This is a genomic window from Streptomyces sp. NPDC006510 (assembly GCF_040611955.1).
Lineage (GTDB): Bacteria > Actinomycetota > Actinomycetes > Streptomycetales > Streptomycetaceae > Streptomyces.
Genome location: NZ_JBEXPH010000059.1, coordinates 26,371 through 44,584 on the forward strand (window position 1 = coordinate 26,371; position 18,214 = coordinate 44,584).

The following is an 18,214-nucleotide window of genomic DNA, read 5'->3' on the forward strand; positions in this document are numbered from 1 at the left end:
CGGCCACAGGTCTGCCCACACGGCACCCGACCTGCTGGGAACCTCACGCTTTCCGTAACCAGAACAAACCCCCTATGACAACCCCAGCCAAGGTTGACGAAACAAATAGGGGCACCCCCAGCAGCACTCGGCAAACCGGAGGTGCCGGCCGTCCGGTGGGGACGGCTCAAGCGGTGAGGTCGCGCAGCCGGTCCAGGACGGCTTGCCGCTCCTCGGTGTCATCGCTCCAGCCCTGTGCCCAGTCGAGCGCCGAGCCGCCCCCCGACTCCCGAAGGTGCGGGTCGGCTCCATGACGTAGCAGCAGCTCGACGAGGGGCAGGTTCGCTTTCGTAGCGGCTGCGGCGAGTGGCAGTCCGCTGCGCCACCCCCGGGATTCGGCGTTGGGCAAGGCCCCGGCCGCCAGGAGCAGCTCGGCACAGCGGTTTTCGCCTTGGACAGCGGCGAGGTAGAGCGGTGTGGCTCCGTCAGGGTCGCGGGTGTCGGGATCGGCCCCTTGGGCGAGGAGTCGCTGGAGAAGTCCGACGTGTCCGTCACCGGCAGCCGCGGCAAGCCGCTTCGGCAGCTTCTTACGCTTTCTGTTGTTCACGTGTTTCCACGGGCGCGGGGCCTACCGCCTGGAGCTGCGGAAGGTGCAGTGGTGCGCCCGGTACCCCTTTCCGTACTTCTTACTGATCTGGTCTTGTACATCTCGCTGGGCGGTCTTTTCGGCCTCCGACTTGCTCTTTCCCTTTCCGGTGCCCTTGAGCTGCTTCTTTCCGTGGTCGCCGCTTCCGATCTTCTCGACACCACAGACGGCGGTGGAGTACCACGTCTTGGGCTTGGCCATGGTGGTATCGGCGGCTTCGGCGGTTCCGGTGAGGGCGAGCAGGGCACATGCCGCTGCTGCGGTCCAGTAGGCGACGGGCTTCTTCACGGTGCCTCGCTTTCGGTTGGTGGGGTGGGCGTGGTGGCGCCCGGCGGACACGATGGCATGCGCTGAGGATGGGATTGTGTGGCCGTTCAAGGCTGGAGTTGACCTGCGGAACGGTTCTTCGCCCGTTGTTACGGCGGTGGGCGGCTCTTACGGGGCGTGGTGGTTTCACACGTTCGCATGAGGTGGACCGAAGGAGCGTCCGCATTACCTCGGGCCGAAGGCCCGCGGCAGAGGCCGCGGCTGTCTTTGCCTGGCTGGTGGGATTGCTGTGACAGTGGCGTGGGACCGCATGGAGACGTGGTTGAAGGCGCACGCCCCCCACGTCGCGCGCGACGCTCCAACCGCCCGCGAGCTGCGAGCAGTTGGCCAACACCGGCGAGGCGATGTCCGGGCTGCTACGGCCTGGCCACGCCGGAGCCAACACCGCCGCCCATCACATCACCGTGCTCGACCAGGCCCTCGCGCAGATCCCCGACGCCCGCCGGCACGGCACCGGCATCCTGGTCCGCGCGGGCAGCGCGGGCAGCGCGGGCAGCGCGGGCAGCGCGAAAGCGTTCCTCACGCATCTCCGCGCCTTGCGTGACAACGGCCTTCACCTGCGATTCTCGGTCGATACGCGGTCACCTCACCGGTCCGCCGCGCGATCCGCGCCATGCCCGAACAGGTCTGGCACCCCCCTGGACGCCGGCGGGACCCTGCGTGAGTCCGCCGAGGTCGCCGAGCTGACCGGCATGGTCGACCTGAACGGCACCCGGCCGGCACCCGCATCATCGTGCGCCGCGAACGCCCGCGCACCGGCGCCCAGCTCTCCTTGTTCGACAGTGACGACGGCCTGCGGCACCAGGTCTTCCTCACCGACACCCCGTACTCCGGCGACTCGGCCAGTTCCTGGAGGTCCGCCACCGCGGACACGCCACCGTCGAGAACCACATCCGGTGCGGCAAAACGACCGGTTTCGGACGCTTCCCATCCCGCTTGTTCTCCGTCAACGCCGCCAAACTCAAGCTCAGCCTCGCGGCCATCGGCCTTCTGACCTGGACCCGCTTCCTGCTGCTGGACGGCGAGCCGGCTACCGCCGAACCCAAGAAACTCCGCTACCGGATCCTGCACGTCGCTGCCCGTCTCACCGCGGCGGCCGTCGCCTGCGCCTGCGGATCGCAGCAACCTGGCCCTGGCGACACCAACTCACCGTCGCCTTCCACCGTCTGGCCGCCCTACCCCGCCCCGAGTCGCACGCAGATGCGGGCGAGGTCGAGCGAACGCTCCAGGTCCCCGCAGCTCCACGCCCTTGTGACGTCCGCTCCCCTGCGGGCATCGAGCACCTGCGTGAGGTGCGGCCGGAACTCCGGAGACCTGTCGGCGGCCAGCTCGCCGCCCTCCGACTTCGAGACGATGCGCCCGGTGAGGACCGTCGCCAGCAGGCGAGCCGGCCCCAGGGACATCCACTCGACCTCGAACGTGGACACCGGGTGGGCCGCTTCGTTGTGCAGGTAGATCTGTTCGGACAGAGTGATCCTGTTGCGCCAGTACTGGTCGAGATTGGCGCGGGAGAACCTGATCGCCCCGTCGCGCGCGGTCTCCTCCTCGATCGGCATCCCGGCGTTCCTCGGATCCACCACCGTCATGGCCCCGTCCTCGGCGACGGGGACACGGACACCGGACTCGACGATGTTGAGCCAGGTCGCCCAGTTCATCGGTCCGTCCGTCGACTCGGGATGCAGGGTTCCGGCGACCGACGCCACGACGGACTGGAGGGTGTCAGGGCCCTTGGCCAGACCGTCTCTTGTCACGTACATCGCATCGATCGTGTGACCGTATTCGTGCTTGGAGTTCTCGTGCAGCGGCGAGACGGCGTCGCGTTCCCGTGAATCCAATCCCCTCTCCACCACGCAGACGAGGTCGATGTCGCTGTTCGCCTGCCAGTCGCCGAGCGACGCGGATCCCACCACCACGACATCACGGAGAGTGTCGCCCAGGGCGTCGGCCAGTCGATTCGTGAAACGCCGTGCGAGAATCCACGGTTCCTGGTCGGGATCGATCACGCATGGAGAAGTCAATTCGACGCCCTTCTTCGTGCTTTTCGTCGTGCGTGCATGGCGTCCGCCGAAGCCGACGCCATGCCGCTGTGGCGGGCAGGACCTTACCCACGCTCGGACTCGTGTCCTCTTCCGGTTGGCCAATATTGAGCCATTCCCGCGTCATTCTTCGAAACTATGGCCCCGGCCCGGAAACCGGGCGACACCCTGGCTGATCCGATCCGGTGGTTTCGCGCGAATCAATGGTGCATCGGGCGGCCGTGTGCCTTCCGGTTGCCTTGAACGGCCAGGCGCGCGAGGTCAAGTGATGGGTCGCGCCCTATCAATGAAAGTGATATTTCACCAGCGACAGTATGTGACGGACTGCTCTTGGAGAATGAATGCCCGCAGGTCGTCGGACGGAGAGCGGTTCCCCCTCGTCACCTTGGAGGGGCCGAGGGTGGTCGGCGTGCGGTTCTTCGGCGGTACGCGGCCCTCCGACGGCGCGCGGCTCTCCGGCGGTGCGCACCCGGCCCCGTCCGCGCGGGTGGTCGTCGACGTCGACGACGGCGCCGGGGGCCTTCACACCAGGAGCGTGCACAGCATCGCGACAGGTAACGAGGTGCGCGTGCGCTGCGATACGGGCGGCTCCGGGCCTCCGCTGCGGGTGCGGGCGCTGGTGGTGTCCGGATTCGCGATGTGGTTCGCGCGCGCGACCGTGCCGTCGGCCGAGCTGCTCGGCTCTCCGTCCCACTGACGCGAAGGCAGTCATATGCGTGGTAACGCTGTCGGACAGTCCGAGGACGAGGACTCATGAAGGCCGTTTTCGCAACCGCCCCCGATCCTGACGACCCGTTGTCCGCTGTCGTCGTCGGGCACCGCCCCGATCCCGAAGTGCCTCTGGGCTGGGTGCGGGTGGAGGTCGGGGCGGCTTCCCTGAACCACAAGGATCTCTGGACCCTGCGCGGCGTCGGGATCAACCGTGACCAGTACCCGCGCATCCTCGGCTGCGAAGCGGCGGGGGAACGGCCGGACGGGACGGGAGTGGTGCCGTATCCGCTGCTCGGTTCCTCGCCGGGCATGAGCGACGAGACACTGGCGATGCCCGCGGCGCAGCTCGTCGATGCCCGGCCGGGCACTCTCGCCGAGTACGTCGCCGCTCCCCCGGAGAGCCTGCTGCCGGTCCCGGACCACCTGTCCTGGGAGGAGGCGGCGTGCCTGGTGTGCACCTGGCTTCCCGCGTACCAGATGCTGTTCACGAAGGCGGCGCTGCGTCCCGGGGTCACCGTGCTCGTCCAGCGCCGCGGGCGGGCTCTCCACCGCGCTGATCAGCCTGGTCCCGGCGAGCGGCGTGCGCACCTGGGTCACCGGCCGCTCCTCCGACAAGCGGGCCCTGGCCCGCTGACTGGGGGCGGACACCGTCGTCCTGCTGACGGACGATGCGAGTCCCCGGCAACTGGCCGAACGGATTCTCACCGAAGTGAACGGATGAGACACACGACTGGCGCACATGATCCGTATCACCCCGGCTGAGTACCCCACGATCACCTGTCCGATATGGGAGAATCAGCTGCTGTGAGGACGTTTCCCCTTCAGTCCACCGCACCCATCGGACCAGGCCGGCCGGTACCGCTCACTCCCCGGAAAGCCCACCACCACACGCACGCCCCGGCCGCACACCGGGCTCCGACCCGCCCCCGTTCCGCACCCGATGACTGACGAACGCGCCGCGTGTGCGATCGACGCGACGCGATTGCCCGAGGACGTCATGGCACGCATCGACGCCCTCGACCCCGGAGAGGACCTGGTGATCATCCGGGACAGCAAACCGGTCGCGAGGATCTCCGGCGTCCCCGGCACCGTCGTCATCGGCACCGTCATCGATCCGGTGACGCCAAGCGCGTCCGATGAGGAGCCGTCGGCCACCGACAAGGGCGTCACGGTCGTCGTGACGGCGATGAAACTGTCGGATTCGGCCCGCGCCTCCCTCTCCGACCAACTCGGCGCGGACTACATCGTGCTCGACATGCACGCGGCTCCCGTATCGGCCGACGTCCTGCTGGTGCCGCCGGTCAGCCCGCAGCTGATCGGGGGCCTGCGGTCGGCGTTCCCCGGGGCCCGGGTCGTCGTCGCCGAAATCGAGGACGACGAACTCGGAGTCAGCTACCAAGGCCCCGTCCGACGCCTGCTCGACGCAGGCGCCGAGGCATACCTGCCCCCGGCAACCGTCCCCCAACTGGCAAGACAGCTCAACCAAACCCTCACGCACCGAAGCCACCCCCTCGACAGCTCCCCCACCCCGGAAATCGAACCGCACCGCGAGACACCGGATTCCCAAGGGTGATCGATCCGACGCTCGCGCAGGCCGGGCAGGGTGCCTGACCCTACATCGGGACGACACGTCGAATGAGCGTCACAAGCGCCATGCAGCGTCAGGACATCGCGCGCAACACCCCTTATGAGCGTCACGGCCCAGACGGGTCGGCCCTGCTCGACGGGTGTCGACGGCAGTCCCGCACACTGCCGGAAACAAGGACGTCAGATGTGCGGAATCACCGGTCGATGCTCGCCCCCGGGCGCCAGCCACCGTCGACCGGATTCGGGGTCGTAGTGGCGGAAGTAGTCGTAGTGGAGTCCTGTATCCGAGTCGAAGCAGTGACCGGGGAAGCGCAACGGTGTGTACGTCGAGCTTGTCGCTGTCCAGACAGTAGTGCCCCACAGAGTGCTACGGGTGTGCCACGTGACGTCGCCTCTTTCGTCGACGAGTTGGCGGTCGGGAGCGGTTCGGGGACACGCCCGACGCACTGCCCGCGCCGCCGGACCCGGGGCTCCGATTGACGGCACGGCCAGGGCGGTGTGACGATGCGCCGATGTCGGACCTGCATGCCCGGATGGCCGCCCGGGTCGGTGGCCTCACGGCCGTCGTGGTCGCGCGCTGCGCGGCGGAGGCGCCGTTCTACGGGGCGCTGCCCCGCGCCACCCTCCAGGGCGAGGTGGCGCGGTCCATCGCGGCGGTGCACGCGCTGTTGCTCAGGGCACTGCGCGACGGCGGCGGGGGTCCGATGGGGCCGGGCGATCTGACCCGGCTCATCGAGTGGTCGGCGCGCCGGGCCGAGGAGCGCGTCCCCCTGGAGGCGGTGATCGCCGCGTACCTGATCGGCGCCGAGGTGTGGTGGCAGACGCTGACCGAGGTCGCGGAGCCCGGTGAGCTGGCCGGGGCGGGCGGCAAGCTGCTCGCCTGCCTGCACGCCGCGCTGCCCGCGGTCGTCCTCGCCCACCAGAACGCCCAGGAGGACCTCCACAGCGAGGACAAGCGCGTACGGCGGGCCCTGCTCGGCGCCCTGCTGGCAGGACGGCCGTACGAGGAGCTGGCGGGCGTGGCGCGGGTGGCCGTGGTGGGTGAGTACGAGGTGGTTGCCTTCGCGTTCGAGTCCGACCCGCCGAGCAGATTGGTGCAGTCCTCGCTCGACGCCTTCACCGGGATCCCTGTGCTGATGGACCACGTCGCTCGGATCGCCTTGTTGCCGGGCAGGTCCGACGTGCCGGGCCTGGTGGCCCGGCTGGAGAAGGACGTGGGGCAGCCCGTGCGCGCCGCCGCCGCCCGCTCCTCCGTACCGGCGGCCATCTCCTCGGCGGCGCAGGAGGCCGGCCGCGTGCTGGATCTCGTCCGGCGCCTGGGACGCCCGCCCGGGTGCTACCGCCTCGACGACGTGCTGCTGGAGCACCAGCTCGCGCGCCCCGGGGACGGCCTGGTGCGGCTGGCGGCCAAACTCGACCCCTTGGAGGAGCATCCGTACCTGCTTGAGACACTGCGCGTGTTCGTGGAGCGGGGACTCAACCGCCGCCAGACGGCGTTGGAGCTGTGCGTCCACCGCAACACCCTGGACTACCGGTTGCAGCGAGTGAGCGCGCTGACGGGCCTCGACCTCGCGGTTCCCGCGCAGGCGCGGCTGATCCAGGCGGCGCTCGTCGCCAGGGACCTGGCCGGGCCCGCGGATCACCGCGGGGTCACCGGATGGCAGGGATCCGCAGGAGCAGCGGAAAGCGGATGAACCACGGCCGGCATCGGCGAGCGCTCGGCCTGTCATCTGTCAGAGCCAGGCGCCGAGTTCCTCGTGCCGGGGTGCGAGGACCGGGCCGGCGCCGGGGTGGTCGAAGACCATGACGGGCCGGTCCGCGTTCCAGCCGGACCAGCCCGGCTGTCCGGTAGTGGCGAAGGCGACCCAGGCCCGGTGCATGGCGTCGGCCAGTGGCTGGGGCGCGCCGGGCCCGGTCAGGTCCTCGGCGGCGCGCAGGTTGTCGAAGACGAAGCCGATTTCCAGCGCATGGCACGCGCCGAGTCCCATCACGGGCGAGCGCCAGCAGAATTCGTAGACGAAGGTGCGGGCGGGCCGGGAGTCGGCGAGGCGGTTGAGCGGCCCCCGCAGCAGCAGGTCGGTGGCCATCTCTCCCAGGATCTCACCGGGTTTGGCGTGCGGCCGGGTGGCTCGGTACAGGCGTGCCACGCGTTGCGGGACACGGATCTTCAGCAGTGCCAGCCGCAGGGTGAGTCGGCTGATCCGGTCCACGGTTCCGCCGGGTACGAACCACAGCCGGTACTCCTCCCGGTTGCAGCCCAGCAGTAGGTCGGCCTCGGGAAGGGGCGGGGCGGCGGGCACCACGTCGCCGTCGACCACGATGTGGAAGCCGGGACCGCCGCCGATGGGGTCGGACCGGTCGACGACGGCGGCCTGCGCGTCCAGCAGCAGGTCTCGGTCCACCGCCGCGAACGCCTCGGCGGTGGCCGGGATCCGCAGTCTCTTCGCCATCGACCGTACGGTCTTCGCGCCCTCGCGGCGCGACATCGTGTGCGGCGGGCCGCTCTGCAGGATCGCCCGGTGGAACAGCCCGGCCGCGCTGGGGCTGGTCATGAGGGCCGCGACGCTGATCGCGCCGGCGGACTCCCCGCACACGGTGACGTTCGCCGGATCTCCGCCGAAGGCGGAGATGTTGTCGCGGACCCAGATCAGGGCTGCGATCTGGTCGAGGAGGCCCCGGTTGACGGGGGCGTCGGGGAAGACCCCGAACCCCTCGACGCCGAGCCGGTAGTTGACGGAGACGAGGACCACCCCGTCGCGCGCGAAGGCGCCCCCGTCGTAGAGCGGCAGGTTCGCCGAGCCGTTGCGCAGGGAACCCCCGTGGATCCAGACCATGACGGGCAGCCGGCCCTCGCCGACGGATGGGGTCCAGACGTTGAGGTTGAGACAGTCGTCCCCGGCGATGCTCGGATCGGGTATCAGCCGGTCGAGGGGCGGGCGGTAGGGGCGTTTGGGGGCGGTCGGCCCGTACTCCAGAGCGTCTCGTACCCCTTCCCAGGGCTCGACCGGGGCGGGAGCGCGGAAGCGGTGGGCGCCGAAGGGCGGGGCGGCGTAGGGGATGCCGAGGAAGGTGGCGATCCCGCTGTGGAAACGGCCTCGGACCTTGCCCTGCCCGGTGGTCGCGATGAGGTCCATGGCGATTCCTTCCATGTGCGAACGGGGGCCGGCCGCCCCTGGTCGCGGGAGCGTCAGGGGCGGGCGGCGTGGATCGGGACGGCCGCCGGTCACGGCGGAAGGGATCTCCAGGAGCGGGTCACCGGTTTGCGAGGCCGTTGCGGCGGACGTCGGACCAGGTGTCGCTGTCGGTGCAGATCCCGCAGTCGGCCCCGAAGAACTGTGCACTCGCAGTCTGGTCCCCCATCAGGTGTGCCTTGAACCAGGCGGTGGTGGGCGCGGCGAACGGGCCGGGGTCACCCACGACCGTGAGGTGATCGGCGCCGCGCAGTTCCCCGTAGATGGCCGGTATGTGGTCGGCGTCGTTGTAGAAGGCCTTGACCAGGAAGGGGAAGACGATGCTGTCCTTCTGCCCGGCCAGGAGGAGCGCGGGTACGTGTACGTCGTCGATGTCGGCGAGCGGCCCGGGCTGGATGGGCAGGATGGTGTCGATACGCGGGTCCGCGCCGACGACGATGGCGGCGGCGCCGCCCTGCGAGTGACCGGACGCGCCGATGTGCTCCAGGTCGACACGGTCGTGGAAGGGGCTGCCGTGGTCGGCGTTGCGACGGGTGAGCAGGTCGATCCCGGCGCGCATGGAGATGCCGAGGTTGGACTGCGGGGTGTTGGCGGCGGCGACGATGAAGCCCTGACTTGCCCAGTGGAGCAACAGGTCGCGGTAGACGACCGGGAAGGCGAAGGTGCCGTTTCCCCACACGATCACGGGGTGGCGGCGGTCGCTGGTCGCGATGTCACGCGGGTAGTACAGGGTGGTCACCGCCCCGACCTCCACCGCGGTGGCGTAGGGGCCGGGAGCGCCGTAGTCGGCCGCGGCCGCCTCGGCACTGGCACCGGCGGGGGAACCGGTGGACGCCGCTGCCGCTCCCGCGCCGGCAGAAGCCGTCAGCAGGAGCAGGAGCGAGGTCAGGGGGACGAGCAGTTTTCTCCAGAGCACAGCGGACTCCCGATGTCGTCTCGGTGAACTGGATGTTTCATCCGGCTCACGCCTTGTCTGATCGCACATCCTGAAGCACGGTTCGAGACCCGTCTCTGCGCAATCGCGGCAAGCAGCGACGTCGGAGTTTGTGCAACATGCCGAGAGGCCTGAGCGCGGCGAGGGTGCCATGCTCGGTTCCGCCGCTACGGCAGAGAGCCCGCCGCCCGGTCCCGAGAGGAGAACGCCGGGAACGGAGAAAGCCCCGCGCACCGTCCGCCCCGCATGACCTGCACGGTCAATCAGGTGACGCCCCATCAGAACGAGCGTCACATGAGCGCCACGAGCGTCATTTCAGCGTCAAGATATCGCCCGTAACACCCACAGCGCACATAATGCACACCGATAAAACAGTAGGTCAGGCGTCTTCCCGCACCGGTTCAAGAATCGCGACGCACTCCGCGTGCGAGGTCATCGGAAAAATGTCGTCCTGAGCGAGTCTCGGAAAAGACCAGGTCAGAGCCCATTTTCCGGCTCGCTGTCCCGCCTGCGGGCGACCATGGCGTCAAACGAGCATCATGACGAACAGTCCGTCCCTCCTTCCTCGGCGCGGAATCAGGCTGCCCCGACCAGCTCTCTCTGCCCGAGCCCGCTTACGCTCACTCCGCACACCGGCTCGCACATCATGACCCGCACCACCTTCTCCGGCCGCCATGATGGAGTCATGCCCTCCAGCCCACAGCATCCCGCACCTGCGCCGATGGACATCTCGGGCACAGTCGCCGAGGACCTCGCGCTGTACCGGGAGAAGTTCCGGCGGCGTCTGCCGCAGTCGCTGGACGAGTTGCACGACCCCACTCAGGGGGTCGTGGAGCTGCCGCTGCACATGGCGTGGTCGGGGCTGACGTCGTACGACATGAGCAAGCCTCGCCAGCGCATGGGCCTGTACCGCACCGTCCTGCACGAGGGCCTGCGCGATGATCTGCCCCACTACCTCAACCGGGATCCGCTCCTCCAGATGTGGCCGTTGTTGCGCACCCTCGTCGGTCGCACCGTACGCGTCGTGTGGGAAGGCGCCTTCCCCCTGGGGGGACCAGCACCAAGATCGGTGACACGGTGCGGGTGACCTACGAGAAGGAGACCGCGAACCTGCGGATCGTGGGCGAGTCCTTCGACACCTCGGGCAGCGATCTGGAGATCCACGCGGACATGGCCAACTTCGCGTCGGCCGAGCCCAGTACCTTCCTCGTCGAGGTGAAGTCCGGCGTCTCCGGCGACGAGTACGCCGAGAGGGTCGCCGCGGTCGTACAGCCGCTGGGCGGCGACGCCACGCCCAACGCCCCCTCGGGGCAGGAGGGCGTCATCCTCATCATGTCCGCGATGGCGGTGCTGCTCACCCTGATGCTGGTCTCCGTGGCCGGCCTCGGCGTACTCAACTCCGTAGTCCTGGACACCCGGGAACGCATCCACGACCTGGGCGTCTGCAAGGCGATCGGCATGTCGCCGCGGCAGACCATGAGCCTCGTGCTCTCCTCGGTGACCGCGATCGGCGTGATCGGCGGGCTGATCGGCGTGCCGGCAGGGTACGCGCTGCACAGCCTCGTCATGCCGGTGATGGGGCGTGCCGTAGGCATCAGTCTGCCGTCGCCGGTCCTCGATGTGTACGAGCCTGTTCAGCTGCTCCTGCTGGGACTGGGCGGGGTCGTGATCGCGGTGCTGGGCGCGCTGATCCCGGCCGGCTGGGCGGCCAGGGCCCGTACGGCCACGGCGCTGCGCACCGAACAGCGTCCGGCGGAGCGCGAGCCGCTGGGGCCGATCCGCCAGGCCCGCGGGGTCGGGCTGCCCGTACAGGCACAGGCGACGAGGCCCCCGTCCAGGCAGGTCCTCTTGAGAGGGACGCGGGAGGCCCGGACGGGGGCCGGCAGCGGGAAGCGGTGCGGGTGGCTGTGAACGACTTTTCTTGACTCGGAGGAATCGTCGAGGACGGAGTCCATGCCGCTCGCGGCACGATCGGTCGCTGAGCCCTGCCCCGCCGATCTCCTCCGCTGACACCATCTGCCCAGGGAAAGACGGCATGGGCGGCAGACGACCCTGCGGACCAGAGGGCTACTCGTCTGACGCTCCGTCGGGACCAGCGTCAGGACGGTTCCCATACGCCCCGCGGAGTAGCGACAACGCGTCCACCGTCTCGCACGACGTTCACGAAGCCGCAGGTCAATCCCTCTCCCTGGTCCCCCGACACGTTCCACGTCGTGCACACGCGAAAACAGGTCGGCGGCCATCCAGCAGCCTGAAGAACCAGAGGAAACAGCAGGTCAGACGCCCTTTGCGGCAAGCTCCAGAATCGCCACGCACTCCACGGGCGAGGTCATCGGAATCACGTCGACATGAACCGACCGGCGACGTGACCTGGGACGAGGCCCGACTGGGCACAGCAGGAGGAGCAGATCCGACTGCTGCCCCGGGCCAGGTGGCGGGTCGACCAGCGTGACGTCGACGGCGCCGATCTGCCGGAGTCAGGAAGCCGCGACCGGCCCACGGAGAACCCGCTCCGGCAGGCGCATGGCGCGCAATCCAGATCTGCTCGGACGGCCTCCTCACCGGCCGAAAGGCTCTCCCGGCAATGCGAGTCACGCAACCCAGCGGACGGAGCCTGCGGCCTCCTGCTGTGCGCGCCGCACGCATCCCACTTCGGCCAAGCGCCATCCACATACGCAGCGGCAGCCCGGCTCGAAGCAGCCGGGCTGCCGTTGCGTCCTGTCCGGAGGCTCTGATGTTGTTTCAGTTCACCGTCAGGAGCACTGGCCGATCACGCGGCACCTCTTCCGTTCGGGGTCCAGCCCTGACCGCAGCACCGGCAGGTGGTGTGGAGCCGGTCGAAGAAGGTGCGTACGTCCTTGACCTTGAGTCGGGCGCCCTTCTTGGCGCCGCAGTTGGGGATGGGGTGGAGACGGGCGCAGGCGGCGTAGCGGGAGTGGATGTTCTCCCGGAACCGGTGGGCGGCGACGCCGCCGAGCCAGTGGGCCCAGCAGTCACCGAGCGTGCTGTCGGCAGTGACGACCGGCAGCCCGCGGTGCCGTCGGCGATCTCCTGACAGTCGTGAGGTTCCAGGCGCTCGGGGTCGAAGCCCTCCGTCCTGGCGAGTGCCACGCGGGTGTCGCCCTTTGCAGCCCATCCATCACTTCTCGTCGGCCATGGGGCCCTCCAACGGAAAAGCCCCCGCTGTTAACGGCGCTTTAACGATGTTTTGGCAGGTCAGGCGGACAGAACCAGCGTAAAACGGATGACCCCGAGATTGGGGCTCCCCAACCAGCACATCGTGGGCTTAACTTAGGTGTCATGACCTCCCCCCGCTCCACCTACGGCGGCGGCTACTACGCCGCACCGTCGTTCCCCGAGACTCCGATCTACGACTCCCTGGTCGCGGAGCGGGGCACCCCTCAGATCGCTCCGATCCGAGTGCCTGCCGCCTATGACACCGGCAACAGCTACCTGCCGGCGCTCCCGGCGGCGCTGCCGGCTCTTCCCGCGGCTCCTTCCCAGCCCAATCCGTCGTACGGCTACCCGCAGCCGACGGCCCAGCAGGGTTACGCGCCGATGCAGCCCGCGCAGCTGCAGCACGCCCCGGCGCCGTACATCCCGCAGCAGCCGACCGCGGCCCGTGGCGGGTACCAGGCGCCGTATCCGCAGCAACAGCAGCGGCCCGCGCCGGGCAACAACACCGGTTACGAGGCGATGCGTCCGGCGTCGCCGCGCCCGGCCCCGGCGCCCTCGCCCTACGAGGACCCGTACAACCGCCCGTACCAGGGCCGGGGGTACTGAGCCGACATCACGCACGGTCGTACGAAGTCGTCGTCGAGCCATGGGGACTCGGCGGCGGTTTCGGCGTTCCCGAACCGGACGGACCGTCAGCGGTCCGGCGGGCGGGAACTCACGGGGGTGGTCCGCGCGTTGGCCGGGGTGAAGTTGCTCTCTCTTCGCTCCTTCAGCGCGCGAAGCATGCCGTATCAGGCTAAGACGGATACGGAAGGGGGTGCAGGACTGTGCGAGCGGTCACGGGTGTGTGGCGTTGGCGGCACAATCCCCTGCGCCGCGCCACTGACCGGCGCGAGGCATGGGTGGCTCTGGTCGCGTTGCTCCTCATGGTGCTGGCGGCGCCGGCCCTGGGCTGGGTGTGCGGGTCGCACACCGACGACGCCCTGCAGAAAGCGGTGCGGGCCCAGCGGGCCGGGCGTCAGGCCACCACTGCGGTCGTGCTGCGCAGGACACCGCAAGCGCCGCGTTCCGTCGCCGATCCCGAGGTGTCCTCGGAGCGCGGTTCGCAGACCTCGGTGGTGGCGCGCTGGAAGGCCCCGGACGGCACGAACCGCCGCGGGACGGTGCTGACCACCTCCCGGAGGACGGGCCCCGGTGCCCGGGTGGAGATCTGGACGGACCTCGACGGCCGTCCCGTATCGCGCCCCATGGACGCTCCGACGGCCCGGACCCATGCGGTGCTGGCCGGGTTCGGGGCGACGCTGCTCGCCGTCGGACTGATCGAGGGCGGCCGCCGGCTGATCGTCCGGCGCATGGTGCGGGGCAGGTACGCCCGGATCGACCGGGACTGGGCCGAGGCCGGTCCGGACTGGGGCAGGACCGGAGCCGGCAGCTGATCAGCTGCTGATCGCGGCAACTCCCGCCCGCCGCGCGCGCTACGGTGGACCGGCCCGCCCGCATTCCCGGTGGGCGGTCCCGGGATTCGCCGCTGCCGGAAGGCCGGTGACACGGGCATCACGCACGCACGAGGTGGGGGCACAACAGCGCCATGGCACAGGGCACGGTCCAGGTGACACACACCGGCACATCGCGGTGGCGGCGCCGCACAGGCGAGTACGCCTCCCTCACCGCAGCCCTGGAGGCCGCGGCCGACGGGGATGTCCTGACCATCGCGCCGGGCACCTACCGGGAGAATCTGGTCCTGCACCGCGCGGTGACCCTGCGCGGCCCCGAGGGGGCTGTCGGCTCAGTGCGGATAGCGCCGGCCGACGGCGTGCCGCTGACGGTCCGCGCCTCCGCCGTCGTCTCGGACCTGCATGTGGAGGGCCAGGACTCGACGGCCCCCGCGGTGCTGGTCGAGGACGGCGCGGCGGAGATCGCGGACCTGCGGATCGTCACCCGGTCCGCCGCCGGGATCGAGGTGCGCGGCGCGGCCCGGCCGACCGTGCGCCGCTGCACGGTCGACAACCCCGCCGGGGTCGGCATCGCCGTACTCGACGGCGCGGGCGGGGTGTTCGAGGAGTGCGAGGTCGTCTCCGCCGGGCAGTCCGGGGTCTCGGTACGCGACGGCGCGCATCCGCGGCTGGAGCGCTGCCGGATCCATCACGCGTCGGGCGCGGGCCTGAGCGTCACCGGAGAGGGCAGCGGCCTGGAGGGCGTCGGCTGCGAGGTGTACGAGATCAAGGGCAGCGGGATACAGGTGACCGCACGCGCGGCCGCCCACCTCACCGACTGCACGGTGCACCGCACTTCGGCGGACGGCGTCACGCTCGACACCGATGCCGTGCTGACGCTCGCCGACTGCGACATCCACGACATCCCGGAGAACGCGGTGGATCTGCGCTCCCGTTCGGTACTCACGCTGACCCGCTCCACGGTGCGCCGCTTCGGCCGCAACGGCCTCTCGGTCTGGGATCCCGGTACCCGTGTCGACGCCAACCAGTGCGAGATCCACGACAGTACGGGCGACTACCCGGCGGTCTGGGTGAGCGACGGGGCGACCGTGATACTGGACTCCTGCCGGGTCCATGACGTACCGGACGCCATCTTCGTGCTCGACCGGGGCTCGCGCGCCGATGTCGTCGACAGTGATCTGTCCCAGGTCCGCAACACCGCGGTGTCGGTGAGCGACGGGGCGACCGCCCAGCTGGACGACTGCCGCATCCGTGAGGCGTCCACCGGTGCCTGGTTCCGCGACCACGGCAGCGGAGGCACGCTCAACAACTGCACCATCGACACGGCACAGACCGGAGTGATCGTCACCAAGGGCGCCGACCCGACCATCGAGCGCTGCACGGTCACCTCGCCCGCCGAGGCCGGTTTCTACGTCTCCGCCGAGGGCCGCGGCACCTTCCACGGCTGCCGGGTCACCGGCAGCGATGGTTACGGCTTCCATGTGATGGACGGCTGCCGTACGACGCTGACCCGTTGCCGGACCGAGCGGTGCGCACGCGGTGGATACGAGTTCGCCGAGCCGGTCTCCGCACACGGTGACGGCCAGGGCACCGGCCCCGTCGTCGAGGACTGCACGAGCGACGAGAGCGCGCTGCGCACCCCCGCTCCCCCGGCGCCCACCGTGCTGACGGCGACCCAGTCGGCCCCCGGACTGCTCGGCGGGGTCCCCGGACAGCGCGCCGTCGAGCCCGCCCCGGCCGAGGTGCCCGTCGCCGAACCGGCGCGCACGTCGGACGCGGTGCTCGGGGAACTGGACGCGCTGGTGGGCCTGGACAGCGTCAAACGGGAGGTGCGGGCCCTCACCGACATGATCGAGGTGGGCCGTCGGCGCCAGGAGGCCGGACTCAAGGCCGCGTCGGTCCGGCGCCATCTGGTCTTCACCGGCTCCCCCGGCACCGGCAAGACCACCGTGGCCCGGCTGTACGGCGAGATCCTCGCCTCGCTCGGGGTGCTGGAGCGGGGCCATCTGATCGAGGTGTCCCGCGTCGATCTGGTCGGCGAGCACATCGGCTCGACCGCCATCCGGACCCAGGAGGCCTTCGACCGGGCGCGTGGCGGGGTGCTGTTCGTCGACGAGGCGTACGCCCTGTCGCCCGAGGACTCCGGCCGGGACTTCGGCCGGGAGGCGATCGACACGCTGGTGAAGCTGATGGAGGACCACCGGGACGCGGTGGTCGTCATCGTCGCCGGTTACACCCACGAGATGGAGCGGTTCCTCACCGTCAACCCCGGTGTGGCGTCCCGTTTCTCACGGACCATCACCTTCAGCGACTACGAGCCCGCCGAACTGCTGCGGATCGTCGGGCAGCAGGCCGACGAGCACGAGTACAGCCTGGCCTCCGGGACCGGGGAGGCGCTGCTGAAGTACTTCGCCGAGCTCCCCAAGGGTCCGGCGTTCGGCAACGGCCGCACCGCGCGCCAGACCTTCGAGTCGATGGTGGAGCGGCATGCGGGCCGGGTCGCCCAGCTCGCCGCGCCGAGCACGGACGACCTCACCCTGCTCTACCCCGAGGACCTGCCGGAACTGCCCTGAGTGCGCGGGGCCTCGGAGCCGTCCTCCCCGCCTGCCTGGCGGGGCAGGACCGGGTCCAGCCGCTCCAGGAGCGCGGCCCGCTCCTGGGCGAAGACCGGGTCGGCCTGGTAGTCCGAGTGCCCCAGAACGGCTTCGGGCAGCGGATGTTCGCGGGTCCGCCCGTAGACCAGGGGGTCCTTCAGCGGCCCGCGGTCCACCTCGGGCCCGGGGCCCTCGTCGAGCCGGACCCGGCCGCCGATCGGGTCGGTGGCCCGCCACAGGTTGCGCCAGCAGTGCACGGACCGGTGCAGCGCGCGCAGTGGTCCGGGGCCGAAGTAGGCCGGGAACCAGCGCCCGTACAGTCGCTCGATCGGCGAGCCGTAGGTGAGCAGGGCGACCCGGCTGCGGGTCTCGGCGGGCAGCTGCCAGACCGCGGACGCCGCGAGGACGCTGCCCTGGGAGTGCCCGGAGATGACGAGCCTGCCCCGGGTGAGCGCGGTCCAGCCTGACATCCGTGACGCCAGGTCGGGGACGGCCCGCTCGGCGTAGCACGGCGGTGCGAAGGGGTGGGCGGCGCGCGGCCAGAACGTACCGACGTCCCAGAGGATGCCGATGGTGCGCCGGGCCGAGGCGTCACGGTAGGCGCGGCGGCCCCAGGTGACGAAGAGTATGAAGCCGAGTCCGACCATCCAGGATCCGGTCGACTGCGCGGCCTGGGCGATGGACTCGACGAACGGGCCGCTCCCCTTCATCGCGAGCCCCGGCACCTCTCCACTCACCCAGGCCCCGCAGACCGCCGCCGCGCCGAGCAGCAGCGTGGCGGCGCAGACCGGGCCGAGGATCCAGGGCGCGGAGTCGGTGAGGGCGGCCGCGGCCTGGATCCGGGCGATCTGCCGGGTCCGGGCGGGTTCCGGACGTTCCTCCTCGTACGCCCGGTCGATCCCGGGCTCCAGGGCACGGGCGGCGAGCCAGGTCCGTGCGAGCAGCAGCAGGGCGGGGACGGCCAGCAGCACCAGGAGCACGGGGATGACCGATGCCTGCCAGCTGAGCAGCACCGGCGGCCCCTCGATGACGGAGCTTCGGCCCATGCCGGGGGTGCCGGGGCCGTCGAGCCAGTCGGCGACGCGCTGGGAGACCCCGCCGCTCATGACTCCCCCGAGGGCACAGGCGAGCATCGCGACCACGGGCCCGCCGAGTCCGTACATGACGGTGCGGGGTTCGGGGGTCCGGCGGTACAGGCACAGGGACACCACGGCGAGTACGACGACGAGTGTCCCCTGGCCGAGGGTGATGACGCTGAAGGCGAGGTCGCCGGGCAGGGCACCGGCCGAGGTCCAGTCGGGCCGGGACCAGGCGGCGTACGCCGCGGCGAGGACGAGCAGGGCGAGGGCGGCGCCGGGCAGATAGGTGATGAGGACGCGGTCGAGCTGGTTGTCGAGGCGCCGTTCGCTGCGGCCGCGGCGGCAGACCACCCAGAGCACGACGATCCCGCCCAGGACCAGTGCCGCCTCGATCAGCCGGCCGAGGAGGCCGGGCACGGGGCCGGTGACAGCGCGGTCGTGGCGGGCCGCGGCGCCCGCGACCGAGGCGGCGACGGTGAGGAATCCGGCGGCGGTGTGG

The 18,214-nt window shown here is 70.4% G+C and carries 16 protein-coding genes and 1 pseudogene; 10 read left to right on the plus strand and 7 right to left on the minus strand.

Going from position 1 to position 18,214, the window contains the following annotated elements; genetic code table 11:
* Positions 1 to 166 precede the first annotated feature (166 nt).
* A complete protein-coding gene (locus ABZY11_RS19540) occupies positions 167 to 586 on the minus strand; it encodes an ankyrin repeat domain-containing protein (protein WP_356480321.1) in 420 nt (139 codons plus the stop codon).
* Positions 587 to 607: 21 nt separating this feature from the next.
* Positions 608 to 964: a hypothetical protein gene (locus ABZY11_RS19545; RefSeq protein WP_356480322.1), complete on the minus strand. Its 357-nt coding sequence runs from the start codon at positions 962 to 964 to the stop codon at positions 608 to 610.
* Between the two features lie 311 nt (positions 965 to 1,275).
* Between ABZY11_RS19545 and ABZY11_RS19550 the strand changes: the two are divergent.
* Positions 1,276 to 2,139 (plus strand): annotated as a pseudogene (locus ABZY11_RS19550) (transposase); the annotation flags it as partial.
* Here ABZY11_RS19550 and ABZY11_RS19555 read toward each other — a convergent pair.
* Complete coding sequence (locus ABZY11_RS19555; protein WP_356480323.1) at positions 2,128 to 2,955, minus strand: nucleotidyltransferase domain-containing protein; 828 nt, start codon at positions 2,953 to 2,955, stop codon at positions 2,128 to 2,130. The pseudogene ABZY11_RS19550 and the gene ABZY11_RS19555 overlap by 12 nt on opposite strands.
* A gap of 370 nt (positions 2,956 to 3,325) precedes the next feature.
* Between ABZY11_RS19555 and ABZY11_RS19560 the strand changes: the two genes are divergently transcribed.
* The 3 genes from ABZY11_RS19560 (at position 3,326) to ABZY11_RS19570 (ending at position 5,272) form a co-directional block, all read left to right on the plus strand.
* Entirely contained in the window at positions 3,326 to 3,685 is a 360-nt protein-coding gene (locus tag ABZY11_RS19560; protein ID WP_356480324.1) for a hypothetical protein, read from the plus strand.
* Between the two features lie 56 nt (positions 3,686 to 3,741).
* Entirely contained in the window at positions 3,742 to 4,461 is a 720-nt protein-coding gene (locus ABZY11_RS19565) for a medium chain dehydrogenase/reductase family protein (protein WP_356480325.1), read from the plus strand.
* Between the two features lie 178 nt (positions 4,462 to 4,639).
* Positions 4,640 to 5,272, plus strand: a complete 633-nt coding sequence (locus tag ABZY11_RS19570) for a hypothetical protein (protein WP_356480326.1) — start codon at positions 4,640 to 4,642, stop codon at positions 5,270 to 5,272.
* A gap of 194 nt (positions 5,273 to 5,466) precedes the next feature.
* Here the strand turns inward: ABZY11_RS19570 and ABZY11_RS19575 are convergent, their stop codons facing one another.
* The gene (locus ABZY11_RS19575) at positions 5,467 to 5,772 is read right to left on the minus strand and encodes an RHS repeat-associated core domain-containing protein (RefSeq protein WP_356480327.1); all 306 of its coding nucleotides are present in this window, start codon (positions 5,770 to 5,772) and stop codon (positions 5,467 to 5,469) included.
* A gap of 26 nt (positions 5,773 to 5,798) precedes the next feature.
* On the opposite strand from ABZY11_RS19575, the gene ABZY11_RS19580 reads away from it, so the two are divergent.
* A complete protein-coding gene (locus tag ABZY11_RS19580) occupies positions 5,799 to 6,980 on the plus strand; it encodes a helix-turn-helix domain-containing protein (protein ID WP_356480328.1) in 1,182 nt (393 codons plus the stop codon).
* A gap of 39 nt (positions 6,981 to 7,019) precedes the next feature.
* On the opposite strand, the gene ABZY11_RS19585 is transcribed toward ABZY11_RS19580, so the two are convergent.
* Together ABZY11_RS19585 and ABZY11_RS19590 are read right to left on the minus strand one after the other, a co-directional pair.
* On the minus strand, positions 7,020 to 8,420 hold the full coding sequence (locus ABZY11_RS19585) for a carboxylesterase family protein (RefSeq protein ID WP_356480329.1): 1,401 nt from the start codon (positions 8,418 to 8,420) through the stop codon (positions 7,020 to 7,022).
* A 118-nt stretch (positions 8,421 to 8,538) separates the two neighbouring features.
* A complete protein-coding gene (locus ABZY11_RS19590) occupies positions 8,539 to 9,393 on the minus strand; it encodes an acetylxylan esterase (protein ID WP_356480330.1) in 855 nt (284 codons plus the stop codon).
* A 703-nt stretch (positions 9,394 to 10,096) separates the two neighbouring features.
* On the opposite strand from ABZY11_RS19590, the gene ABZY11_RS19595 reads away from it, so the two are divergent.
* From ABZY11_RS19595 to ABZY11_RS19615, 5 genes are all read left to right on the plus strand, one after another.
* Positions 10,097 to 10,498, plus strand: coding sequence for a hypothetical protein (locus ABZY11_RS19595; protein WP_356480331.1), 402 nt, complete (start codon positions 10,097 to 10,099; stop codon positions 10,496 to 10,498).
* Positions 10,495 to 11,322 (plus strand): ABC transporter permease, encoded by an 828-nt coding sequence (locus ABZY11_RS19600; protein ID WP_356480332.1) that lies wholly within the window; start codon positions 10,495 to 10,497, stop codon positions 11,320 to 11,322. The genes ABZY11_RS19595 and ABZY11_RS19600 overlap by 4 nt, the downstream gene beginning before the upstream one ends.
* A gap of 1,389 nt (positions 11,323 to 12,711) precedes the next feature.
* Positions 12,712 to 13,194, plus strand: coding sequence for a DUF6643 family protein (locus tag ABZY11_RS19605; protein ID WP_356480333.1), 483 nt, complete (start codon positions 12,712 to 12,714; stop codon positions 13,192 to 13,194).
* Positions 13,195 to 13,415: 221 nt separating this feature from the next.
* Positions 13,416 to 14,024 (plus strand): hypothetical protein, encoded by a 609-nt coding sequence (locus ABZY11_RS19610; RefSeq protein WP_356480334.1) that lies wholly within the window; start codon positions 13,416 to 13,418, stop codon positions 14,022 to 14,024.
* Between the two features lie 152 nt (positions 14,025 to 14,176).
* Positions 14,177 to 16,615, plus strand: coding sequence for a right-handed parallel beta-helix repeat-containing protein (locus ABZY11_RS19615; protein ID WP_356480335.1), 2,439 nt, complete (start codon positions 14,177 to 14,179; stop codon positions 16,613 to 16,615).
* Here ABZY11_RS19615 and ABZY11_RS19620 read toward each other — a convergent pair.
* Positions 16,585 to 18,214, minus strand: a 1,630-nt coding sequence (locus tag ABZY11_RS19620; protein ID WP_356480336.1) for a hypothetical protein, incomplete at its 5' end; no start/stop codon positions are given. The two genes, ABZY11_RS19615 and ABZY11_RS19620, sit on opposite strands and share 31 nt — an antisense overlap.

Excerpts from the sequence above, each read along its gene's own strand:
- ABZY11_RS19560 (WP_356480324.1), top strand. The coding sequence starts at position 3,326 with ATGAATGCCCGCAGGTCGTCGGACGGAGAGCGGTTCCCCCTCGTCACC.
- ABZY11_RS19565 (WP_356480325.1), top strand. The coding sequence starts at position 3,742 with ATGAAGGCCGTTTTCGCAACCGCCCCCGATCCTGACGACCCGTTGTCC.
- ABZY11_RS19570 (WP_356480326.1), top strand. The coding sequence starts at position 4,640 with ATGACTGACGAACGCGCCGCGTGTGCGATCGACGCGACGCGATTGCCC.
- ABZY11_RS19580 (WP_356480328.1), top strand. The coding sequence starts at position 5,799 with ATGTCGGACCTGCATGCCCGGATGGCCGCCCGGGTCGGTGGCCTCACG.
- ABZY11_RS19585 (WP_356480329.1), bottom strand. The coding sequence starts at position 8,420 with ATGGACCTCATCGCGACCACCGGGCAGGGCAAGGTCCGAGGCCGTTTC.
- ABZY11_RS19595 (WP_356480331.1), top strand. The coding sequence starts at position 10,097 with ATGCCCTCCAGCCCACAGCATCCCGCACCTGCGCCGATGGACATCTCG.
- ABZY11_RS19605 (WP_356480333.1), top strand. The coding sequence starts at position 12,712 with ATGACCTCCCCCCGCTCCACCTACGGCGGCGGCTACTACGCCGCACCG.
- ABZY11_RS19615 (WP_356480335.1), top strand. The coding sequence starts at position 14,177 with ATGGCACAGGGCACGGTCCAGGTGACACACACCGGCACATCGCGGTGG.